The sequence below is a fragment of the Oceanisphaera litoralis genome (genome assembly GCF_016907015.1).
Lineage (GTDB): Bacteria > Pseudomonadota > Gammaproteobacteria > Enterobacterales > Aeromonadaceae > Oceanimonas > Oceanimonas litoralis.
On sequence record NZ_JAFBBE010000001.1, the window covers coordinates 143,254 to 159,003 of the forward strand.

The 15,750-nt window shown below is 58.7% G+C and carries 16 protein-coding genes; 8 read left to right on the top strand and 8 right to left on the bottom strand.

Translation table 11 applies throughout. The annotated features are described in order from the left end of the window. Positions 1-104 precede the first annotated feature (104 nt). Positions 105-1,190 carry a GGDEF domain-containing protein gene (locus HNR62_RS00650; RefSeq protein WP_204794161.1) on the bottom strand — a complete coding sequence of 362 codons (1,086 nt, stop codon included), beginning with the start codon at positions 1,188-1,190 and terminating at the stop codon, positions 105-107. Between the two features lie 269 nt (positions 1,191-1,459). Here HNR62_RS00650 and HNR62_RS00655 point away from each other — a divergent pair, with 269 nt between their 5' ends. From HNR62_RS00655 to HNR62_RS00670, 4 genes are read left to right on the top strand one after another with little or no spacing between them, the layout of a single operon-like run. After that, the gene (locus HNR62_RS00655; protein WP_204794162.1) at positions 1,460-1,810 is read left to right on the top strand and encodes an ArsC family reductase; all 351 of its coding nucleotides are present in this window, start codon (positions 1,460-1,462) and stop codon (positions 1,808-1,810) included. A gap of 56 nt (positions 1,811-1,866) precedes the next feature. After that, positions 1,867-3,000, top strand: a complete 1,134-nt coding sequence (gene dapE / locus HNR62_RS00660; protein WP_204794163.1) for a succinyl-diaminopimelate desuccinylase — start codon at positions 1,867-1,869, stop codon at positions 2,998-3,000. Beyond that, a complete protein-coding gene (locus HNR62_RS00665; protein ID WP_204794164.1) occupies positions 2,997-3,671 on the top strand; it encodes a M15 family metallopeptidase in 675 nt (224 codons plus the stop codon). Before dapE ends, HNR62_RS00665 begins: the two co-directional genes overlap by 4 nt. A 3-nt stretch (positions 3,672-3,674) precedes the next feature. Next, positions 3,675-3,905: a hypothetical protein gene (locus HNR62_RS00670; protein ID WP_204794165.1), complete on the top strand. Its 231-nt coding sequence runs from the start codon at positions 3,675-3,677 to the stop codon at positions 3,903-3,905. Positions 3,906-4,175: 270 nt separating this feature from the next. Here the strand turns inward: HNR62_RS00670 and HNR62_RS00675 are convergent, their stop codons facing one another. From HNR62_RS00675 to HNR62_RS16415, 3 genes are all read right to left on the bottom strand, one after another. Further along, entirely contained in the window at positions 4,176-6,551 is a 2,376-nt protein-coding gene (locus HNR62_RS00675) for a DNA polymerase II (RefSeq protein WP_204794166.1), read from the bottom strand. A gap of 67 nt (positions 6,552-6,618) precedes the next feature. Then, a complete protein-coding gene (gene bamC / locus HNR62_RS00680) occupies positions 6,619-7,614 on the bottom strand; it encodes an outer membrane protein assembly factor BamC (protein WP_239552503.1) in 996 nt (331 codons plus the stop codon). 4 nt (positions 7,615-7,618) lie between these two features. Then, entirely contained in the window at positions 7,619-7,798 is a 180-nt protein-coding gene (locus HNR62_RS16415) for a dihydrodipicolinate synthase family protein (RefSeq protein WP_420827131.1), read from the bottom strand. A 261-nt stretch (positions 7,799-8,059) separates the two neighbouring features. On the opposite strand from HNR62_RS16415, the gene HNR62_RS00690 reads away from it, so the two are divergent. Then, positions 8,060-8,587: a glycine cleavage system transcriptional repressor gene (locus HNR62_RS00690; RefSeq protein WP_204794168.1), complete on the top strand. Its 528-nt coding sequence runs from the start codon at positions 8,060-8,062 to the stop codon at positions 8,585-8,587. A gap of 17 nt (positions 8,588-8,604) precedes the next feature. After that, a complete protein-coding gene (gene bcp, locus HNR62_RS00695) occupies positions 8,605-9,069 on the top strand; it encodes a thioredoxin-dependent thiol peroxidase (RefSeq protein ID WP_204794169.1) in 465 nt (154 codons plus the stop codon). A gap of 364 nt (positions 9,070-9,433) precedes the next feature. On the opposite strand, the gene HNR62_RS00700 is transcribed toward bcp, so the two are convergent. Both HNR62_RS00700 and HNR62_RS00705 read right to left on the bottom strand, forming a co-directional pair. Continuing rightward, complete coding sequence (locus tag HNR62_RS00700) at positions 9,434-9,868, bottom strand: DUF6691 family protein (protein ID WP_204794170.1); 435 nt, start codon at positions 9,866-9,868, stop codon at positions 9,434-9,436. Positions 9,869-9,870: 2 nt separating this feature from the next. Beyond that, positions 9,871-10,287: a YeeE/YedE family protein gene (locus HNR62_RS00705; RefSeq protein WP_204794171.1), complete on the bottom strand. Its 417-nt coding sequence runs from the start codon at positions 10,285-10,287 to the stop codon at positions 9,871-9,873. A 169-nt stretch (positions 10,288-10,456) separates the two neighbouring features. Here HNR62_RS00705 and HNR62_RS00710 point away from each other — a divergent pair, with 169 nt between their 5' ends. Next, positions 10,457-13,411 carry a sensor domain-containing phosphodiesterase gene (locus HNR62_RS00710; RefSeq protein WP_204794172.1) on the top strand — a complete coding sequence of 985 codons (2,955 nt, stop codon included), beginning with the start codon at positions 10,457-10,459 and terminating at the stop codon, positions 13,409-13,411. A 73-nt stretch (positions 13,412-13,484) separates the two neighbouring features. Here the strand turns inward: HNR62_RS00710 and HNR62_RS00715 are convergent, their stop codons facing one another. Beyond that, positions 13,485-13,955: a GlcG/HbpS family heme-binding protein gene (locus tag HNR62_RS00715; RefSeq protein WP_204794173.1), complete on the bottom strand. Its 471-nt coding sequence runs from the start codon at positions 13,953-13,955 to the stop codon at positions 13,485-13,487. A gap of 308 nt (positions 13,956-14,263) precedes the next feature. On the opposite strand from HNR62_RS00715, the gene HNR62_RS00720 reads away from it, so the two are divergent. Continuing rightward, complete coding sequence (locus tag HNR62_RS00720) at positions 14,264-14,734, top strand: BamJ family beta-barrel-assembly machinery protein (RefSeq protein ID WP_204794174.1); 471 nt, start codon at positions 14,264-14,266, stop codon at positions 14,732-14,734. Between the two features lie 272 nt (positions 14,735-15,006). On the opposite strand, the gene HNR62_RS00725 is transcribed toward HNR62_RS00720, so the two are convergent. After that, a complete protein-coding gene (locus tag HNR62_RS00725) occupies positions 15,007-15,540 on the bottom strand; it encodes a hypothetical protein (RefSeq protein WP_204794175.1) in 534 nt (177 codons plus the stop codon). Positions 15,541-15,750 lie beyond the last annotated feature (210 nt).

The following is a 15,750-nucleotide window of genomic DNA, read 5'->3' on the forward strand; positions in this document are numbered from 1 at the left end:
GGGAAGAATATGATTCAAATAAGGGAGTTGGGGGGCTCGCCGGCCAGTATAAGCCAAGCCCCGCTCTCAAACCACCATCGGCGGGTGCTTATACGGCCGCTGGACTACGGATGTGCCACCACACAATTGCGACCCCGGCTTTTGGCTCGATATAACGCCTCGTCGGCGAGACGCAACACCTCGCTGGTGGCGCTGTCGTGGTGGCCTTCGACCACGCCGGCACTGAGGGTCACCATGACTTCACTTTCATCCAGCGGGCTTTCCACCGGCTGTGATTCCACGGCCAGGCGCAGGGTTTCGGCCTGCCGCACGCCCTGATCCAGCCGGGTCTCGGGCAGCAGCACCATGAACTCTTCACCGCCATAACGGGCAGCGATAGCCTGCTGACCGAAGATATCCATGATGGTGGTGGCCACGCTGACCAGTACTTCATCGCCCATCAGGTGCCCATGGTCGTCGTTGAGGCGCTTGAATTTATCGAGGTCGAGCAGGATCAGGGTGTAGGGCTGACCCGCACCGCTATCGTGACGCACCGCTTCCAGCTGACGTAAAAACAGCCGACGATTCATCAGGCGGGTCAGGGGATCCCGGGTCGACTCCCGATACAGGTCCAGCAGCATGCGCAGCTGCCCGGCCTGTACCCAGATCATCGTCAGGCTGAAACACAACAACAGCCAGATGCGGTCGATCAGCTCGCCGTTGTCCAGGGTACGGTCGTCGAGCCAGTAGTCGGTGCCCAGCACCGCCAGTATCACCACCACCGCCACCCGCAGGCCGAAACGAATCGGTAACGGCAGCGCCGCCAGCAAGGCCAGCAGAAAATAGGGGAAGGCCAGGTACCCCACCGGAATGGGGACCCCGTCCCGGAAACTCCACAGACTGACAAAATTGAACAGCAGCAGAATTCCGAGCAGGGTGTATAACGACATCACCATCCAGCGACGGTCAAGCTTGCACAGATAACTGAGCGGCAACAGGGGGGTCAGCATGACGCCGGTGATCAACCGGGCCTTCCACAGCAGCTTGAATTGCGCCGGATCCAGTACCCACCAGTCGACGGCAATCCAGCCGGCGATACCGATGATAAGCAAGGCCACCAGCCAGCGAAAGCGAACGGCCACGACACCGATGCGGATGAGCTTAAAATCCCGGGAGTGATCGCTATCGCTCCAGTATTCCTTGAGTTCCAACCCCTTCCCCTTTTCTTTGATGGTTAAGCGGCAAACTGACTAAAGCGTGCCGGTCAAGCCAGTGCCGAAACAGCCTCGGGCCGCGACAGAAATCTCAAAAAACGATCACCTTACCCAAAGCCTGCACCGGGCGCCAGTGTATATTGCCGACGGGTAAGAATCATGGCGCCGGCCCAGGTTTGATGTTTCCCGCTGGCCTGTTGCAGGGGCCGGGGTTAAGTGACAGAATTCCGCCTATGCATCAGACCACGCACTGACAGGACCCCATCTTGACCATCAAACTCTACGGCATCAAAAACTGCGACACCGTCAAGAAAGCCCGCAAGTGGCTGGATCAGCAGGGTATCGACTACCGCTTCGTCGACCACAGGGCCGACGGCCTGGACTCGACCGAACTGCAACACTGGCTGGAACGACTCGGCTGGGAGCAACTGCTCAACAAGCGAGGCACCACCTATCGTGCCCTGCCCGAGGCCGACAAGGCAAGCCTGGGCCCTGACACCGCCGCGGCCCTGCTGCAGGCGCATCCGGCCATGATCAAACGGCCCTTGCTGGCACTGGACGACGAGCTGCATCTGGGCTTCAAGCCCGAACTGTATGCCCGCCTATTTAATAAGTAGCCAATAAGTAATCAATTAATAATCAATAAATAATCAATAAATAATCAAGGATTAGAATGACTGACTCTGCCGTGCTGGCCCTGACCCGGGACCTGATCAACCGTCCCTCCGTGACCCCCGAAGACGAAGGCTGCCAGGAGCTGATGGGCGCGCGCCTCAAGGCCCTCGGTTTTGAACTGGAAACCATGGTGTTTGATGACACCACCAATTTGTGGGCCCGTCGGGGCAGCGAAGGTCCGCTGTTCTGCTTTGCCGGCCATACCGACGTGGTGCCCCCCGGCCCGCTCGACCAGTGGCACACCCCGCCCTTCGAGGCTACCGACATCGACGGCTACCTGCATGGCCGGGGCGCAGCCGACATGAAGGGCTCGCTGGCGGCCATGGTCGTCGCCACCGAGCGCTTCATTGCCGAGCACCCGGATCACCAGGGCTCCATCGCCTTTCTGATCACCAGCGATGAAGAAGGCCCCTTTATCAACGGCACTACCCGGGTTATCGACACCCTGGAAGCCCGCAACGAAAAAATTACCTGGTGTCTGGTGGGCGAGCCCTCCTCCACCCATGAAGTCGGTGACGTGGTCAAGAACGGCCGTCGTGGCTCCCTGACCGGTGATCTGACCGTCAAGGGCATTCAGGGTCATGTGGCCTACCCGCATCTGGCCGACAACCCGGTGCACAAGGCGGCCCCGGCGCTGACCGAACTGGCCAATACGGTATGGGACAAGGGCAACGACTTCTTTCCGCCGACCAGCTTCCAGATTGCCAACGTACAGGCCGGCACCGGCGCCTCCAACGTGATCCCGGGCGAGTTCAAGGTGCAGTTCAACTTCCGCTTCAGCACCGAGCTGAACGAAGACACCATCAAGGCCCGGGTACACAGCATGCTCGACGCCCACGGCCTGGACTACCACATCGACTGGCTGCTCAACGGCAAGCCCTTCCTGACCGACAAAGGCAATCTGGTCGAAGCGACCGTGGAGGCCATCAAGGCGGTCAAACATCAGGAACCGGCCCTGCTGACCACGGGAGGCACCTCGGACGGCCGCTTCATCGCCCAGACCGGCGCTCAGGTTATCGAACTCGGTCCGGTCAATGCCACCATTCACAAGCTCAACGAATGCGTGAAAATTGCCGATCTGGAGCTGCTTACCGACATGTATGAAGGCATTCTGGAGCGTCTGCTGGCATGAAGCCGCTCTGCCTGCTTGGCCTGAGCGAGGCGCACCTGGTGGCCCTGAACGAGCCGGGACACCGGCTGCAGGCCGAGGCCAGAGACGCCTTCATGGCCATGCAGGCGGCGGCCGCCGAGGCCGGCTTTCAACTGATGCCGGCCTCCAGCTTTCGCAGTTTCGAGCGGCAGCTGGCCATCTGGAACGGCAAGTTCGAGGGCAGCCGACCCCTGCTGGATGCCGACAGCCGGCCACTGGATGCCCTGGCCCTGAGCGCACCCGAACGGGTGCACGCCATATTGCACTGGAGCGCCCTGCCCGGCACCAGTCGCCACCACTGGGGCACGGATCTGGATATTTACGACCCGACCCTGCTGCCCCCGGGGAAAAAGCTGCAGCTCGAACCCTGGGAATACGAGCCGGGCGGTTATTTTTATCCGCTCAGCCAGTGGCTGGCCGCCAACAGGGCCCGCTTCGGCTTTTATCTGCCCTATCAGCGAGACCTTGGCGGTGTGGCCATAGAGCCCTGGCACCTGAGCTACCGGCCGCAGGCCGCCGACTGTGCCGGCCTGCTGACTCCCTCATTGGTGGCCGACACCCTGCGACGGCAGCCAGTGGCGGGAAAAGCGCATATCCTTAAACAACTGGACGAGATTTTTGCCCGTTATATCACCACTACACCCGAGGATTAAGCCATGAGCACCTGGCTCTGGATTGCCCTGCCGTTATTGTTTGTCGTCGGCCTCTTTGTCGGCGCACTCAAAGACACCAAGCAGGTTGAAAGGTCGGTCAAGAAAGACCGCGACAAGATGAAGCTGAAAGACTGGGACACGGAAGAACGCAAGGAAAAGGAAGACGACTGGGGCGTGCCTCCCGGCAGCTATCATGCCGACGACAAGAAAGAAAACGACAAGAGCAAGGATTGAGACTTCCGCCTTCCCTGAACTACAGATCTCGATTGCACCCTCCCCTTGGCCTCGGCATCACCTGAATAACAGCGGGGTGCAACGCAAGGGGAGGGCTGGGGAGGGGTTACTCCGCTCAACCGTGACGACACCCCCTCCCAACCTCCCCCTGGCGCAAACCCGCTGTCATGCCTGCATTTCCGCTGCCAAGGGGGAGGAGCAAGTTCAGCGTCGATGCTAACGAAGAAGACGAAGGGATCTGCTCAGCAGACGTACAGCCAAGAAAACCCATCAAAACAACCCGAGTTGCTGTCCGATTAATGCATCAAAGCTCAGGCCCGCGAAGGGCAGTATGGCATCGGCCACCGGCTTGAGCTGGCGGTCGACGTAATGCTGATAATCGATGGCCGAGTGCCGGTATTCCAGTGGCTCGGGTCCGTTCACCGTGATCAGGTAACGGATCACCCCCTTCTGCTGATAACGCAAGGGCACGCCTCGCCGGGCATTGTGCTCGTCCGCCAGGCGCGCCGCCCGCACCTGGGGTGGTTGCGACTTTACATACTGGGCCAGCGGCCGACGCAGGCGCTTGCGATACACCAGATCCGCATCCCGCTCCCCGGCCAGGGTCTGCGCCAGGGTCTGGCGAATAAAATCGCTCGGGTCCCGGTCAGCGAACACCAGCCGGTACAGCTCGGTCTGAAACTGCTGCGCCAGCGGCGTCCAGTCGGAGCGCACCGTCTCCAGCCCCTTGAACACCAGCTCGCCGACGCCCTTGCTGATGCTCAGGCCCGCATAACGCTTCTTGGAACCCTGCTCCCGACCGCGAATGGTGGGCATCAGAAAACGGGCGTAATAGCGTTCGAACTGCAATTCCAGGCAACTGTCCAGTTGCAGCTCCGTCGCCAACCGCCGTTGCCATTGTTCGGTCATCAGCGCGGCCAGCCGCTCTCCCTCCCGGCTGGCCGTGGCTTCGTCGTGATGGCCGGTCAGCAGCACAAACACCGAATCGGTGTCGCCGTAGATCACCTCGTGGCCTTCGGCTTCGATCCAGCGGGCGGTCTGCTGCATGATTTCGTGACCGCGCAGGGTAATGGAGGACGCCAGCCGGGTATCGTAGAAGCGGCAGCCGCCGGAGCCGAGCACGCCGTAGAAGGAGTTCATCAGTATCTTGATCGCCTGGGAACGCGGCGCGTCACCCTCGCGCTTGGCCTGATCCCGCTCCTGCCACAAACGCGCTATGATGGCCGGCAGAAAATGCCGGTGGCGAGAAAACCGGGCCCCACGAAAACCGGGAATCGCATCCTCTTCCTGCAAGCCCAGCACCAGCCCCAGCGGATCTATCCGGAACGTGCGGATAATGGCGGGATACAGACTCTTGAAATCCAGCACCAGCACATGGCGATAGAGTCCGGGACGCGAGTCCATCACGTAACCGCCGGGACTGGCCAGGCCACCACCTGCGGGCAGGTTGGGCGCCACAAAACCGGCCCGGTGCAGGTGCGGCAGATACACCTGGGTAAAGGCGGCCACCGAGCCGCCAACCCGGTCCAGCTCCAGGCCGGTCAGCTGACTGCGCAGACGCAGAAAGTCGAGCAGCCGGGTCTGCTCGAAAATATCCCACACCAGGCGGCAGTCTTCCAGATTGTAGGCGGCGAGTTTCGGCTTGTTGTGGCGAAAGTCCCGGCTGATGGCCGCCAGCCGATGCTCCACGTCTTCGGTCTGCTTGCCCCGCCCCAGCAACTGGCGAGACACCGACTCCAGACTGAAGCTGTCGAACTGGTAACAGGCGGTCTTGAGCGCTTCTATGCCGTCTATCGCCACCCGTCCGGGCAGGGTCAGAAACACCTGGCCGGTGTGGGCCGACTCCCGCAGAAAGGCCGCCTCGCCGCCCCGCCCCAGCCGCAAGCGCAGGCCGTGCAATGCCGCCCGCTGCAGCAACAACCGAATGTCGAAGCCGACCAGGTTCCAGCCGATGATGATATCGGGATCCTGGCCGTTCAGCTCCTGCTCCAAGGCTTGCAACAGCGCCAGCTCGTCCGCCACCCAGCGAATGTCGGTGTCAGCCGGCTCCGGCTTGCCTATCATCAGCACCCGCGCCAGCGCATCACTCTCACCACTATAGAGGCCGATGGAATAGAGTTCGCCCCGGGCCGAGCATTCGATGTCGAGAGACAGCACCCGAAAGCGCGGGCTCCAGTCACCGGGCTTGAGCCGTACCCGGCTGAACTGTCGATAACCGGCGGCCGGTTGAGGTTGAGGTTGAGGTTGAAGTTGCCCGATAAAGTCCACCGAGCCCCGGATAAAACGACTGAGCAAAAAGCGTTCGTGCAGCCGCAAGTCATCTTCGAACACGCCGATGCCGTCGCGACGCAAGCACTCGGCGGCGGCCCGGTGATCGGCGATGGTCGTAAAATAGAGTACCGCCACCGGTTGATGCTCCAGGGTCTGCAAACCGGGCTCGGCCCATTGATGACCGATGCCGGCCTGTACCAGGCTCTGCACCACCGCTTCCCGCCGTTCGGTGGGCACCATCAGCAGCGGCCGCTCGCCGGACAGCAGCAAGCGCACCGGGCCCTGTGGAGTACAGAGCCAGTAGATGATTTCGGTGCTGCCGGCCCGGTCACGGCTATGACGGGTCAGGATAAAGCCCGGTTCGATGTCGGTCATGGCGGCATTATACTAAAAAGCCCCGTCACTGCGGGGCCTGTCATCCTGGGTAAAAGCCGGTCGGGGCTTAGCGGATCAGATCGGTGCGCTGAAAGGCATCGTTCAGGGTGCGCGCCAGCTGGCTCAGAATGTCGGCAGACACCGGCACCTTGTTCTTGTCGCTCAGGGTAATGCTGCTCTGCTCGCCCAGATCGCCGAGCTGAATACGATATTCCTGCTCGGGAATATTCAGCGCCGGCAGTCCCAGATCGCGCCACTTGCCTTTACTCAGACCATCGAATTCCACATCCACATAGCCCAATGCCTGCTGGCGGTTGGTCAGCTCGAAGCCGAGCTGCGGCAACAGGGCGACCAGTCGTTTCCAGCTTCTGTCGTAGCCTTCATCGGTCAGTAAACGACCTTCAACCTGATCCAGGGTCAGCGTGATGGGACTGCGGTCAAGCAGGTTCTGCTGCTTGGTCAGCTCACGCTGATAAGACAACGAGAAGGCATTCAGCATAGCCGCTTCCGCCCGCTGTCGGTCCTGCGCCCGCTGGGTGTCACCGCCCTCGATACGGATCTGCACGGCCACCGCCCGGCGAACCTCATCCGGCACCAGCTGCCAGCTGAAGTGCTGTTGTTCGCTGCCGATGGCCCGGCCATCGCTGCGCCAGCCCTGCGCAGTCCGACTGAACTCGGCCTTTTGTCCCTTGAAGAAGGCGTCCAGCGCCTGACTCAGCTCCTGCTCCAGCGGCTGTTCCAGCCGTTGCTGATAGAACCAGAGGCCGCTGCCGCCGTCCATGACTTCGGTGCCGCGCACCAGCGGCAGTACCTGGGTGGGAGGACGAACATCCACCGCCTTGCCGGTCACACCGCCAATGGCCCCGTCGGTGGGGGCCGGGATCACGTATTCGCGGTTGAAGTCCGGCGCTTCCAGCCCGGCCGGGATCAGCAAGGGGGTGGTTCTCAGCCTGGCGTCTTCGTAATCAAAGCCCCGATTAGCCTGCGCACGGGTCTCGGGATTACTGCAGCCTGCCAGCACACTCATGGCCAGCAGGCCCATTATCATTGTTTTTGAATTCAAAGGTTTATCCACGCGCTGTTAACTCCGCTTTAAATAACGCTTCCCTTACCTGGTCCTGCCCCGAAGCGTCCAGGGGGATCAAGGGCAAACGCGGCATTGAGGTGTCGATGAGCCCGAGTTCGGCACAGGCCCACGTCACCGGTATGGGATTGGTATCACAAAACACATGCCGATGCAGTGGCAACAGGCGCCGACAACCGGAATACGAGCGTCCGCCTACCCGAGCTGTCGCTTCAGGCTGCCGGTATCGACCTCGCCTATCGTCGTCATCACCGTCATCGGCGTGATCGGGGCTACTATGCTACCGCTGAACAGAGTCAATTTCGTTAAGGTTCAAGTCCGGCTATGGTAGTGGCGGCCCCATCGGAATACAAGAGAGGCGCTGGAGCCCCTTGCAATTTGTGCTACCATGACGACCCTCTTCCCAGACCTTTCGGATAGCCAGATGACGCATCATCTTGTGGTCACCGCCATCGGTGAAAACAGAGCCGGCATCGTGAACAAAGTGGCACGCCAGATCACCGATAGCGGCTGCAATATCGTCGACAGCCGCCTCGGCATCTTCGGCAATGAATTCACCTTTATCCTGTTGCTGTCCGGTAGCTGGAACCAGATCACCCGGCTCGAAACCACACTGCCGTTGTTCGGCCAGAGTCAGGCGCTGATCACCATGATGAAGCGCACCCAGGTACTGAGCCAGCCGAGCTATGCCCTGAGCGCCGATATCGAACTGGTGGTGGCCGACCGGCCCGGCATCGTCAATCGCTGCACCCAGTTTTTCAGCGACGGCGGCTGGGATCTTCAGGCCATGCAGAGCCAGACCCTGGCCGGCATCGAGTCCGGCAAGTTCCAGGCGCATTTTCAGCTTAATCTGCCCGAGCAGTTGACCGACGGTGAAGTAGAAAACGCGGTCGACCGCTTATGTCGCGAGCTGGAATGCGAGCGACACCGCCTTCGTCTCAAACGAAAATAATCTCAAGGAGTCCGTCGATGACCTATTTACCCGCAGGAAGTCCAGCCCCCGCTTTTACCCTGCACGATCAGAACGGCAAGCCGGTCAGCCTGGCCGACTTCAGCGACAAGAAAGTGCTGGTGTATTTTTATCCCAAGGCGATGACACCGGGCTGCAAGGTACAGGCCTGCGGCCTGCGCGACAGCCGGGCCGAGCTTGAGCAGCAGAATGTGGTGGTGCTGGGCATCAGCCCGGATCCGGTGGCCCGGCTGAAGAAATTTGAAGAAAAAGACCAGCTGAACTTTACCCTGTTGTCCGACGAAGACCACGCCGTGGCCGACGCCTTCGGGGTCTGGGGTCTGAAAAAGTTCATGGGCAAGGAATACGACGGCATTCACCGCATCAGCTTTCTGATTGACGAGTCCGGCACCGTGGCCAAGGTGTTCGACAAGTTCAAAACCAAGGATCACCATCAGGTGGTGATGGATTACCTGAACGGGTAATCACCATGTCTAATCCAGACTACAGACCAGATCTTCTGGTGTTAATGTTCACAGAAGGCCAAAGGGCCAGCTCCGCCGACTCGCCGTAAACCCCTCCCTGGGGGCTCAGCCGCGCCATCCATGGCGCGGATGGTCGGCTGAGCAGATCCCTTTGTCCTCCTTGGTGCATCGGCGTCGCCTGTTGGCGCTGTCTGCGGGCAACTCGGAGCTCAAGAAGAGGTAACGGAGGCGACCTCCCACGACCGTGAAATGCCAGGGATGGCATTTCCGAGCCCTCAGGGATGAGTTTATGGCGTGTCGTGGGAGGCGGCTGTGTTACCTCTGAACTCGGTTTAAATTTAAAGCACAGGCCAAACAGTCTATTTCAAGACTGCTTATTGAAGCGCCCCACCAGCCAGAAACCGGCCAGCATGGCGGCGATGAAGAGCCCGGCCTGCCATTGCAGACTGGCGCCCAGCCCCAATGCCGGCCCCGGACAGATGCCCGCCAGCCCCCAGCCGATACCGAACAGCGCCGACCCCGTTAACAATCGTTTGTCGATACGTGGCGCCGGCACCGTCGGCAGCGCGCTACCCAGCACGCAATGGCTGCGCCCTTGCCGGCGCCACAGCCAGTAACCGGGGGCAAACACCGCCAGGCCACCGCCCATCACCAGCGCCAGGCTGGGATCCCAGTCACCGAACAGGTTGAGAAACCCCTGAACCTTGGCCGGATCTATCATGCCGGAAATCACCAGCCCCAATCCGAACAGGGCACCCGATAGCAACGCAATCAATATCAATGCAATCCATTTCAACATGCTTATGCAACTCCCAGCAGGGTCACGGTCGCGATGCCGGCCGCCATGAAGATCAGGGTCGCCACCAGGGACCGCCACGACAAGCGACCCATGCCGCAGATGCCGTGGCCGCTGGTGCAGCCGTTACCAAGCCGGGCGCCGATACCGACCAGCAAGCCGGCCAATAGCAGCCTGATCGCGGAAAAGCGTTCCAGTGACGGAGCCGTCACCCAGTCAGCGCCGAACAGAATAAAGGGCATCAGTATCAGCCCGGCCACGAAGGCGATGCGCCAGGCCTTGTCAGGCTGGGTGCCGATGCCTGCCACTATGCCGCTGATGCCGGCAATGCGGCCGCCGGCCAGCAGCAACAGCAGGGCGCCGGTACCTATCAGCATTCCCCCGAACAAGGCCGTCCAAGGGGTAAAGTTCACTATGGTCATCACAGACTCCATTTAGATTAGAAAATGCTAATAATAGTGAAGAACTTTAAATTAGCAACATCTTATGTAGCTATAGCCTTGAATCTGCCCCCCTTTATTTACAATGCGCTTCACAGCCGTCAAGATGGGCGCCATCCGGCAAGTGCGTACTAACAAGGAAGAAAGCACCATGCAACTGCCCGCAGTAAAGCGCCCACAGCATCATCTGTGTTTTTTCAGCCTGGATCCTCGGTTTTGTCTCGCTCCGTTGACGGCTCTCCCCGTCGACGATATTCGCCTGCCCGATGCGGATCGCTCTCTGCTCTGTCAGCTTGATGATAACGACCGTCGCCAGCTGGAACGGCAGTGTGCAACAGGACATGCTTTCCGTATCGGTCTGACCATAGAAGGCCGCCGCTGGCAATGCCATCTGGCCCCAGCCGAAAACAGCCACTGGCTGCTCAGTGCCGAGATGGGGCAGACGCGGCATGACGACAGCCTGGGGCTGCTGGAGTGGCAGCTACAGCAGCACTGGGAGCAAGAGCCCTTGTCACTGGCGGCCCGAATACCGATGCTGATGGACACCCTCGTCGGTCAGCAGGAGGCCGATCGGGTGATATTGTGGCGTCACTATCCGGCAGAAGAGCTACTGCGACCCTTATACAGTCAGGGGCTGCCCTTTTCGCTGCAGCCGGTCAAGGCCGAACGCCGCTACCTGCGCACCCTGCAACAAAGAGGGGGCTTGAGTTACAGCCACTGTAGCCAGCAACCCTTGCTCGGCGCCTTCTCTTACCTGACCGAAGACGGCATCCAGCACCGGCTCGATGTCCCCCTGCTGGTCGATAACACCATAGTGGGGCTGCTCAGCCTGGAATGCCGCCGGCAACGGTCGCCGGTCACGCCGTCGGACATGCAGTTCGTCTCCATGATTGCCGACCGCCTGGCAGAAGTCATTGCCGCGCCTTCTGCACCAGAACCCGTATCCGATCTCGATATCGATATCGACCGCCTGACCCCGGTGTTGTCGCGCCACACCGGACAAGACTTTTTCAACCAGCTGATGCAACAGCTGGCCACCCTGTGCGGGGCCGATATCGCCCTGGTGGGGCTGCAACATTATCGGCAGGACAAGGTACGGGTGCTGTCCTGTTATATGGACGAGCAGTTGCAGCCACCCTTCAGCTATCAGCTGACCGGAAGCCCCTGTCATTTCAGTGTCGAGCCGAGCCGAAGAGCCTGCGTTTTTCACAATCGGGTCGCCGAGCAGTTTCCTGACGACCAGATGCTGCAGGACAAAGGCATACGGGCCTATATCGGTTTGTCGATAAAGGGACCGGATAAGCATCCCATAGGCATACTGGCCTTGCTGTTCAAACAACCGCAGACTCGGGCCGCCGCCGTGCAGAGCCTGCTGGAGCAACTTGAAAGCAGGGTAAGAGACGAGTTGTTGCGCCGTCGGGATCAGGAAGCCTTGATGGTGGCGGCGGCGGCCTTTGACGCTCAGGAAGGACTGGTTATCGCCGACAGTCGAATGCAGATCCAGTGCGCCAACCGGGCCTTTTCCCACCTCAGTGGCTATGAGCGCGAGCAGTTGACCAACCGTTCGTTCCTGAGCCTGAGAGCCGAGGACCCTGATAACCCCACGGTAGAAGTCATATTTAATGCCATGGAGCAGCAGCATCGATGGCAGGGAGAACAACGTCTGCTGCGCGCCGATGGCCGGGAACTGCCGGTCAGCATACGTATCAGCCAGGTTCGGGATGGATTGGGCATCACGCATCATGTGTGCTGCGTCGAAGATATCTCCGGACAGAAAGCCGACAAGCAGCGCATCGAGCAGATGGCCTATTTCGATGAACTCACCGGGCTGCACAATCGCCGCTTCATGGTGGCCCATATCGCCGACACTGTCATCCAGGCAGAGCTGAATGCCAGCCGGGGGGCCCTGTTGCTGCTCGATCTGGATGACTTCAAGAATATCAACGACTCGCTCGGCTATGCCACCGGCGACGACCTGCTGGTGCAGGTTGCCGAGCGGCTGAATACCTTTGCCGGGCAGGTGGAAGGTGCCAGCCTGGCCCGCATTTCCAGCGACGAGTTCGTGCTGCTGTGTCCCGACCTGAGTCACGGTTACACCGGCACCAAAACCCGGGCCGAACAACTGGCCCAGAGCCTGCGTGAACTGTTTATATTACCCTTCCAGCTCGGCAAGCTGCGCCTGCATCTCAGCGCCAGCATCGGCATCAGCCTGTTTCCGGTGGCCAATCTCGAGCTGGAAGAATATATGCGCCAGGCCGATACCGCCAACCACATTGCCAAACGTGTCGCTCCCGGCAGCCATGTGTTCTTCAGCCAGGAAATGGCCGACGAGGTGAAAGAACGACTGCGTATTTCCAATGCCCTGCAACAGGCGCTGGCCAACAATGAACTGGCGCTGTATTTTCAGCCCCAGCAACAGGTAAAGGACAACCGGCAGCTGGGCATAGAAGTACTGCTGCGCTGGCTGCCGCCGGGCAAGCAACCGATTTCGCCCGCCCACTTTATTCCGATAGCGGAAGAAACCTCGCTGATCTGCGATCTCGGTGACTGGGTACTGCAGCAGGCCTGCAGCCGTATTCAGGCCTGGCAGGCCGGGGGACTTCAGCCGGGCCGGGTATCGGTCAATATCAGTGCCCGCCACTTTCACAACGCCAGCTTTGTCTCCCGACTCTCGATACTGCTGCTGCAGTACCCGGCCTGTCGCAACACGCTGACGCTGGAGGTGACCGAAGGGGTGATACTGGAAAACCTGCAGGAAAGCCGCACGCGCATGACACAGATAAAGGCGCTGGGCGTGAACCTGTCCATCGACGACTTCGGCACCGGCTACTCTTCCTTCGCCTATCTGCGGGAGCTGCCGGTGGATGAACTGAAGCTGGACCGCTCCTTTATTCAACATATCGACAAGCGACCGCAAGACAGGGCCATCATCGCCTGTCTGCTGGAGCTGGCCCGTACACTGCAGCTGAGCGTGGTGGCGGAAGGGGTGGAAACCGAGTCGCAACTGGCGACCCTGGCCGAACTGCACTGCCCGGCCTATCAGGGGTATCTGCGGGCCAGACCCATGCCCGAAGCCGACTTGCTGCGCTGGCTGGCAAACCAGTAACGACAAGCCCTTATCGGGCCTGCCGTTATTGGTTATCGTCATCTTGTTCCGGCCACGCTGACTCTGACGAGAGTTACTTCAATACCGCCTTGATGGCCGCCTCGGCACAGGCCTGATCCAGATGGCCCCCCGGGGCACCGCCCACACCAATGCCGCCCACCAGCTGATCACCCATACGCACCGGCAGTCCACCCCCCAGCATCAGAATATCCGGGTGCATGTCCCGCAACCCGGCCAGGCCCGGTTTTTCGGCAATCAGGTTCGCCAGCTCGGCGGTGGGTTCGCCCAGAGAAGCCGAGGTATAGGCTTTCTTGCGGGAACTTTCTACCGTGTGCGGACCGGCCAGCTCATGCCGGGCCAGCGCCTTGAGCACACCGGACGGATCCACCACCGCCACCGTCACCCGATAACCGTCTTTGGCACAGTGCCTGAGACCTTCGGTCACCATCTGCTGGGCGGTATCGGTATTGAGCATGGGCGTGCTCAGGGTCTGCGCCTGAGCACCGAGACTGGCCAGCGCCAGACATAGCAGATATTTTTTCATCCATTGTTTCTCCGGGCTACACCTCGTGCCCACTATAGCTATTTCCACTTGTATCCGCATAGCGGCTTCATTACCGCACAGAAAGCAGGCTGCACGGCCTCGGCCTGGCGCACCATGGCGGTCATACCGGTTCGTATAAAGATCTGATCGTTTTTGAACCCGAGCACAGAGGAAACACAGCCGCCTCTGCAGACAAGGCGACGTTCAAGAATAAACGCCTATATGATCAGATGCTTAACGGGGTTGGTGTTACCTCGGCAAGCATCGAGTGATAGAATGCAGACATCTCAACATCAACAGGATAAACAATGAAATTTGTCATTTTGGCGGTCGTCATTCTGGTCGTGGGCTTTTATATCATCAGAAATTCAAACCACAAGAAGGCGGCGGTTGAAAACATCGCGGCAGGCATCGAGTTTTTAGCCACCAACAAAGCCAATGACGATGTGCAGGAAACCGCTTCCGGCCTGCAGTATCAAATATTGACCAAAGGCGACGGCACGGCTCACCCCGCCGCCAGTTCCACGGTAACGGTGCATTACCATGGCACCTTGCTGGACGGCACCGTATTCGACAGCTCCGTGGATCGTGGCGAACCCATCAGCTTCCCGTTAAATCGGGTCATAAGAGGCTGGACCGAGGGCGTACAATTGATGGTAGTGGGTGACAAGTTCAAGTTTTTCATCCCCTCCAAACTGGCCTACGGCAACAGCCCCGCCGGCACCATAAAACCGGGATCTCTGCTGATATTTGAAGTAGAACTGCTGGGAATCGAATAACTTCAATAGCGTGCGGATGACAATCTGATAAAAGGGCTTGGCTGATCAACCGGCATCATCCGCTTGGCCAGCCAGCGTCCTCATCGATTCAGTTATGTTAGCTTAACCAAGTTCGGAGACTGAACAGACCGAGCTATCTGTATAACGCCGAGTTCAGCGGCAGTTTTTAAGTTGTGGTTTTTATGGAAAACTTTTGCGAAGAAAAACCATAAAACCGCGACTTAAAAACTGTCCAGCATACGAAGTGTGCGAGCTGCAACGACTTGTTAGCTTTATGAATTGAGAAAACCAATTTCTGCTTTAATAAAGGAGTATAAACTTGTTCCAGGAATATACTTTTTTAAGTCAATAATTTTGCCACTACTATTTTCTTTTGCCCGCTTCAGCGCTTTTTTGCCGTCACAAGTTATAACAAATGAGTGCAATGACCTTGCCGCAAGAGATACGTCTGCTTCATTCTTCAATAAACCTGTGGGCCTTTTACTTGGGCCAATAGTTTCGCCTTGAATTAGCCGTGCCTCTTCTGGATCTATGAACCTACCAACATCGAAACCTCCGTTTCTCTGCTCGTTTGGAGGTAATGATTCATCGTAAAACCCAAAGAATGAATCTGTTTTTATTGTTTTTTGACTGATATATCTTTCTACGTATTCTCTTTTTTCTTTGGGCATTTGAAGGATTTCGAACTCAGCCTCCCGTGTAATCTTCAAATTAAATTCCTCAGGAGGAAGCTCAACTGAAAGATCAAGGTTTTGATCTACGAATATGTCCCAAGCATTATTGTCGATAAAAATATTTGTTTTCATTTTCACTCCTGTGAAGCTAACATTTTTAATACTGAGCATGCGCATATACGCTCATGCTCATATTGATCCTTGGTTATGCTCGATATCAACGGACACACCAGCGATAACGCGTTGTTCATTATCACCTTTGAATACATCACCGAGCACATGTAAGCACGAGGCTGTAGCAATGCAGGCAGTCTGCCCAAGCCATAAAAATATCCGCTATAA

Coding starts and splice junctions, on each gene's coding strand:
- dapE (WP_204794163.1), top strand. CDS start 1,867: ATGACTGACTCTGCCGTGCTGGCCCTGACCCGGGACCTGATCAACCGT.
- HNR62_RS00665 (WP_204794164.1), top strand. CDS start 2,997: ATGAAGCCGCTCTGCCTGCTTGGCCTGAGCGAGGCGCACCTGGTGGCC.
- HNR62_RS00670 (WP_204794165.1), top strand. CDS start 3,675: ATGAGCACCTGGCTCTGGATTGCCCTGCCGTTATTGTTTGTCGTCGGC.
- HNR62_RS00675 (WP_204794166.1), bottom strand. CDS start 6,551: ATGACCGACATCGAACCGGGCTTTATCCTGACCCGTCATAGCCGTGAC.
- HNR62_RS00690 (WP_204794168.1), top strand. CDS start 8,060: ATGACGCATCATCTTGTGGTCACCGCCATCGGTGAAAACAGAGCCGGC.
- bcp (WP_204794169.1), top strand. CDS start 8,605: ATGACCTATTTACCCGCAGGAAGTCCAGCCCCCGCTTTTACCCTGCAC.
- HNR62_RS00700 (WP_204794170.1), bottom strand. CDS start 9,868: ATGTTGAAATGGATTGCATTGATATTGATTGCGTTGCTATCGGGTGCC.
- HNR62_RS00705 (WP_204794171.1), bottom strand. CDS start 10,287: ATGACCATAGTGAACTTTACCCCTTGGACGGCCTTGTTCGGGGGAATG.
- HNR62_RS00710 (WP_204794172.1), top strand. CDS start 10,457: ATGCAACTGCCCGCAGTAAAGCGCCCACAGCATCATCTGTGTTTTTTC.
- HNR62_RS00715 (WP_204794173.1), bottom strand. CDS start 13,955: ATGAAAAAATATCTGCTATGTCTGGCGCTGGCCAGTCTCGGTGCTCAG.
- HNR62_RS00720 (WP_204794174.1), top strand. CDS start 14,264: ATGAAATTTGTCATTTTGGCGGTCGTCATTCTGGTCGTGGGCTTTTAT.
- HNR62_RS00725 (WP_204794175.1), bottom strand. CDS start 15,540: ATGAAAACAAATATTTTTATCGACAATAATGCTTGGGACATATTCGTA.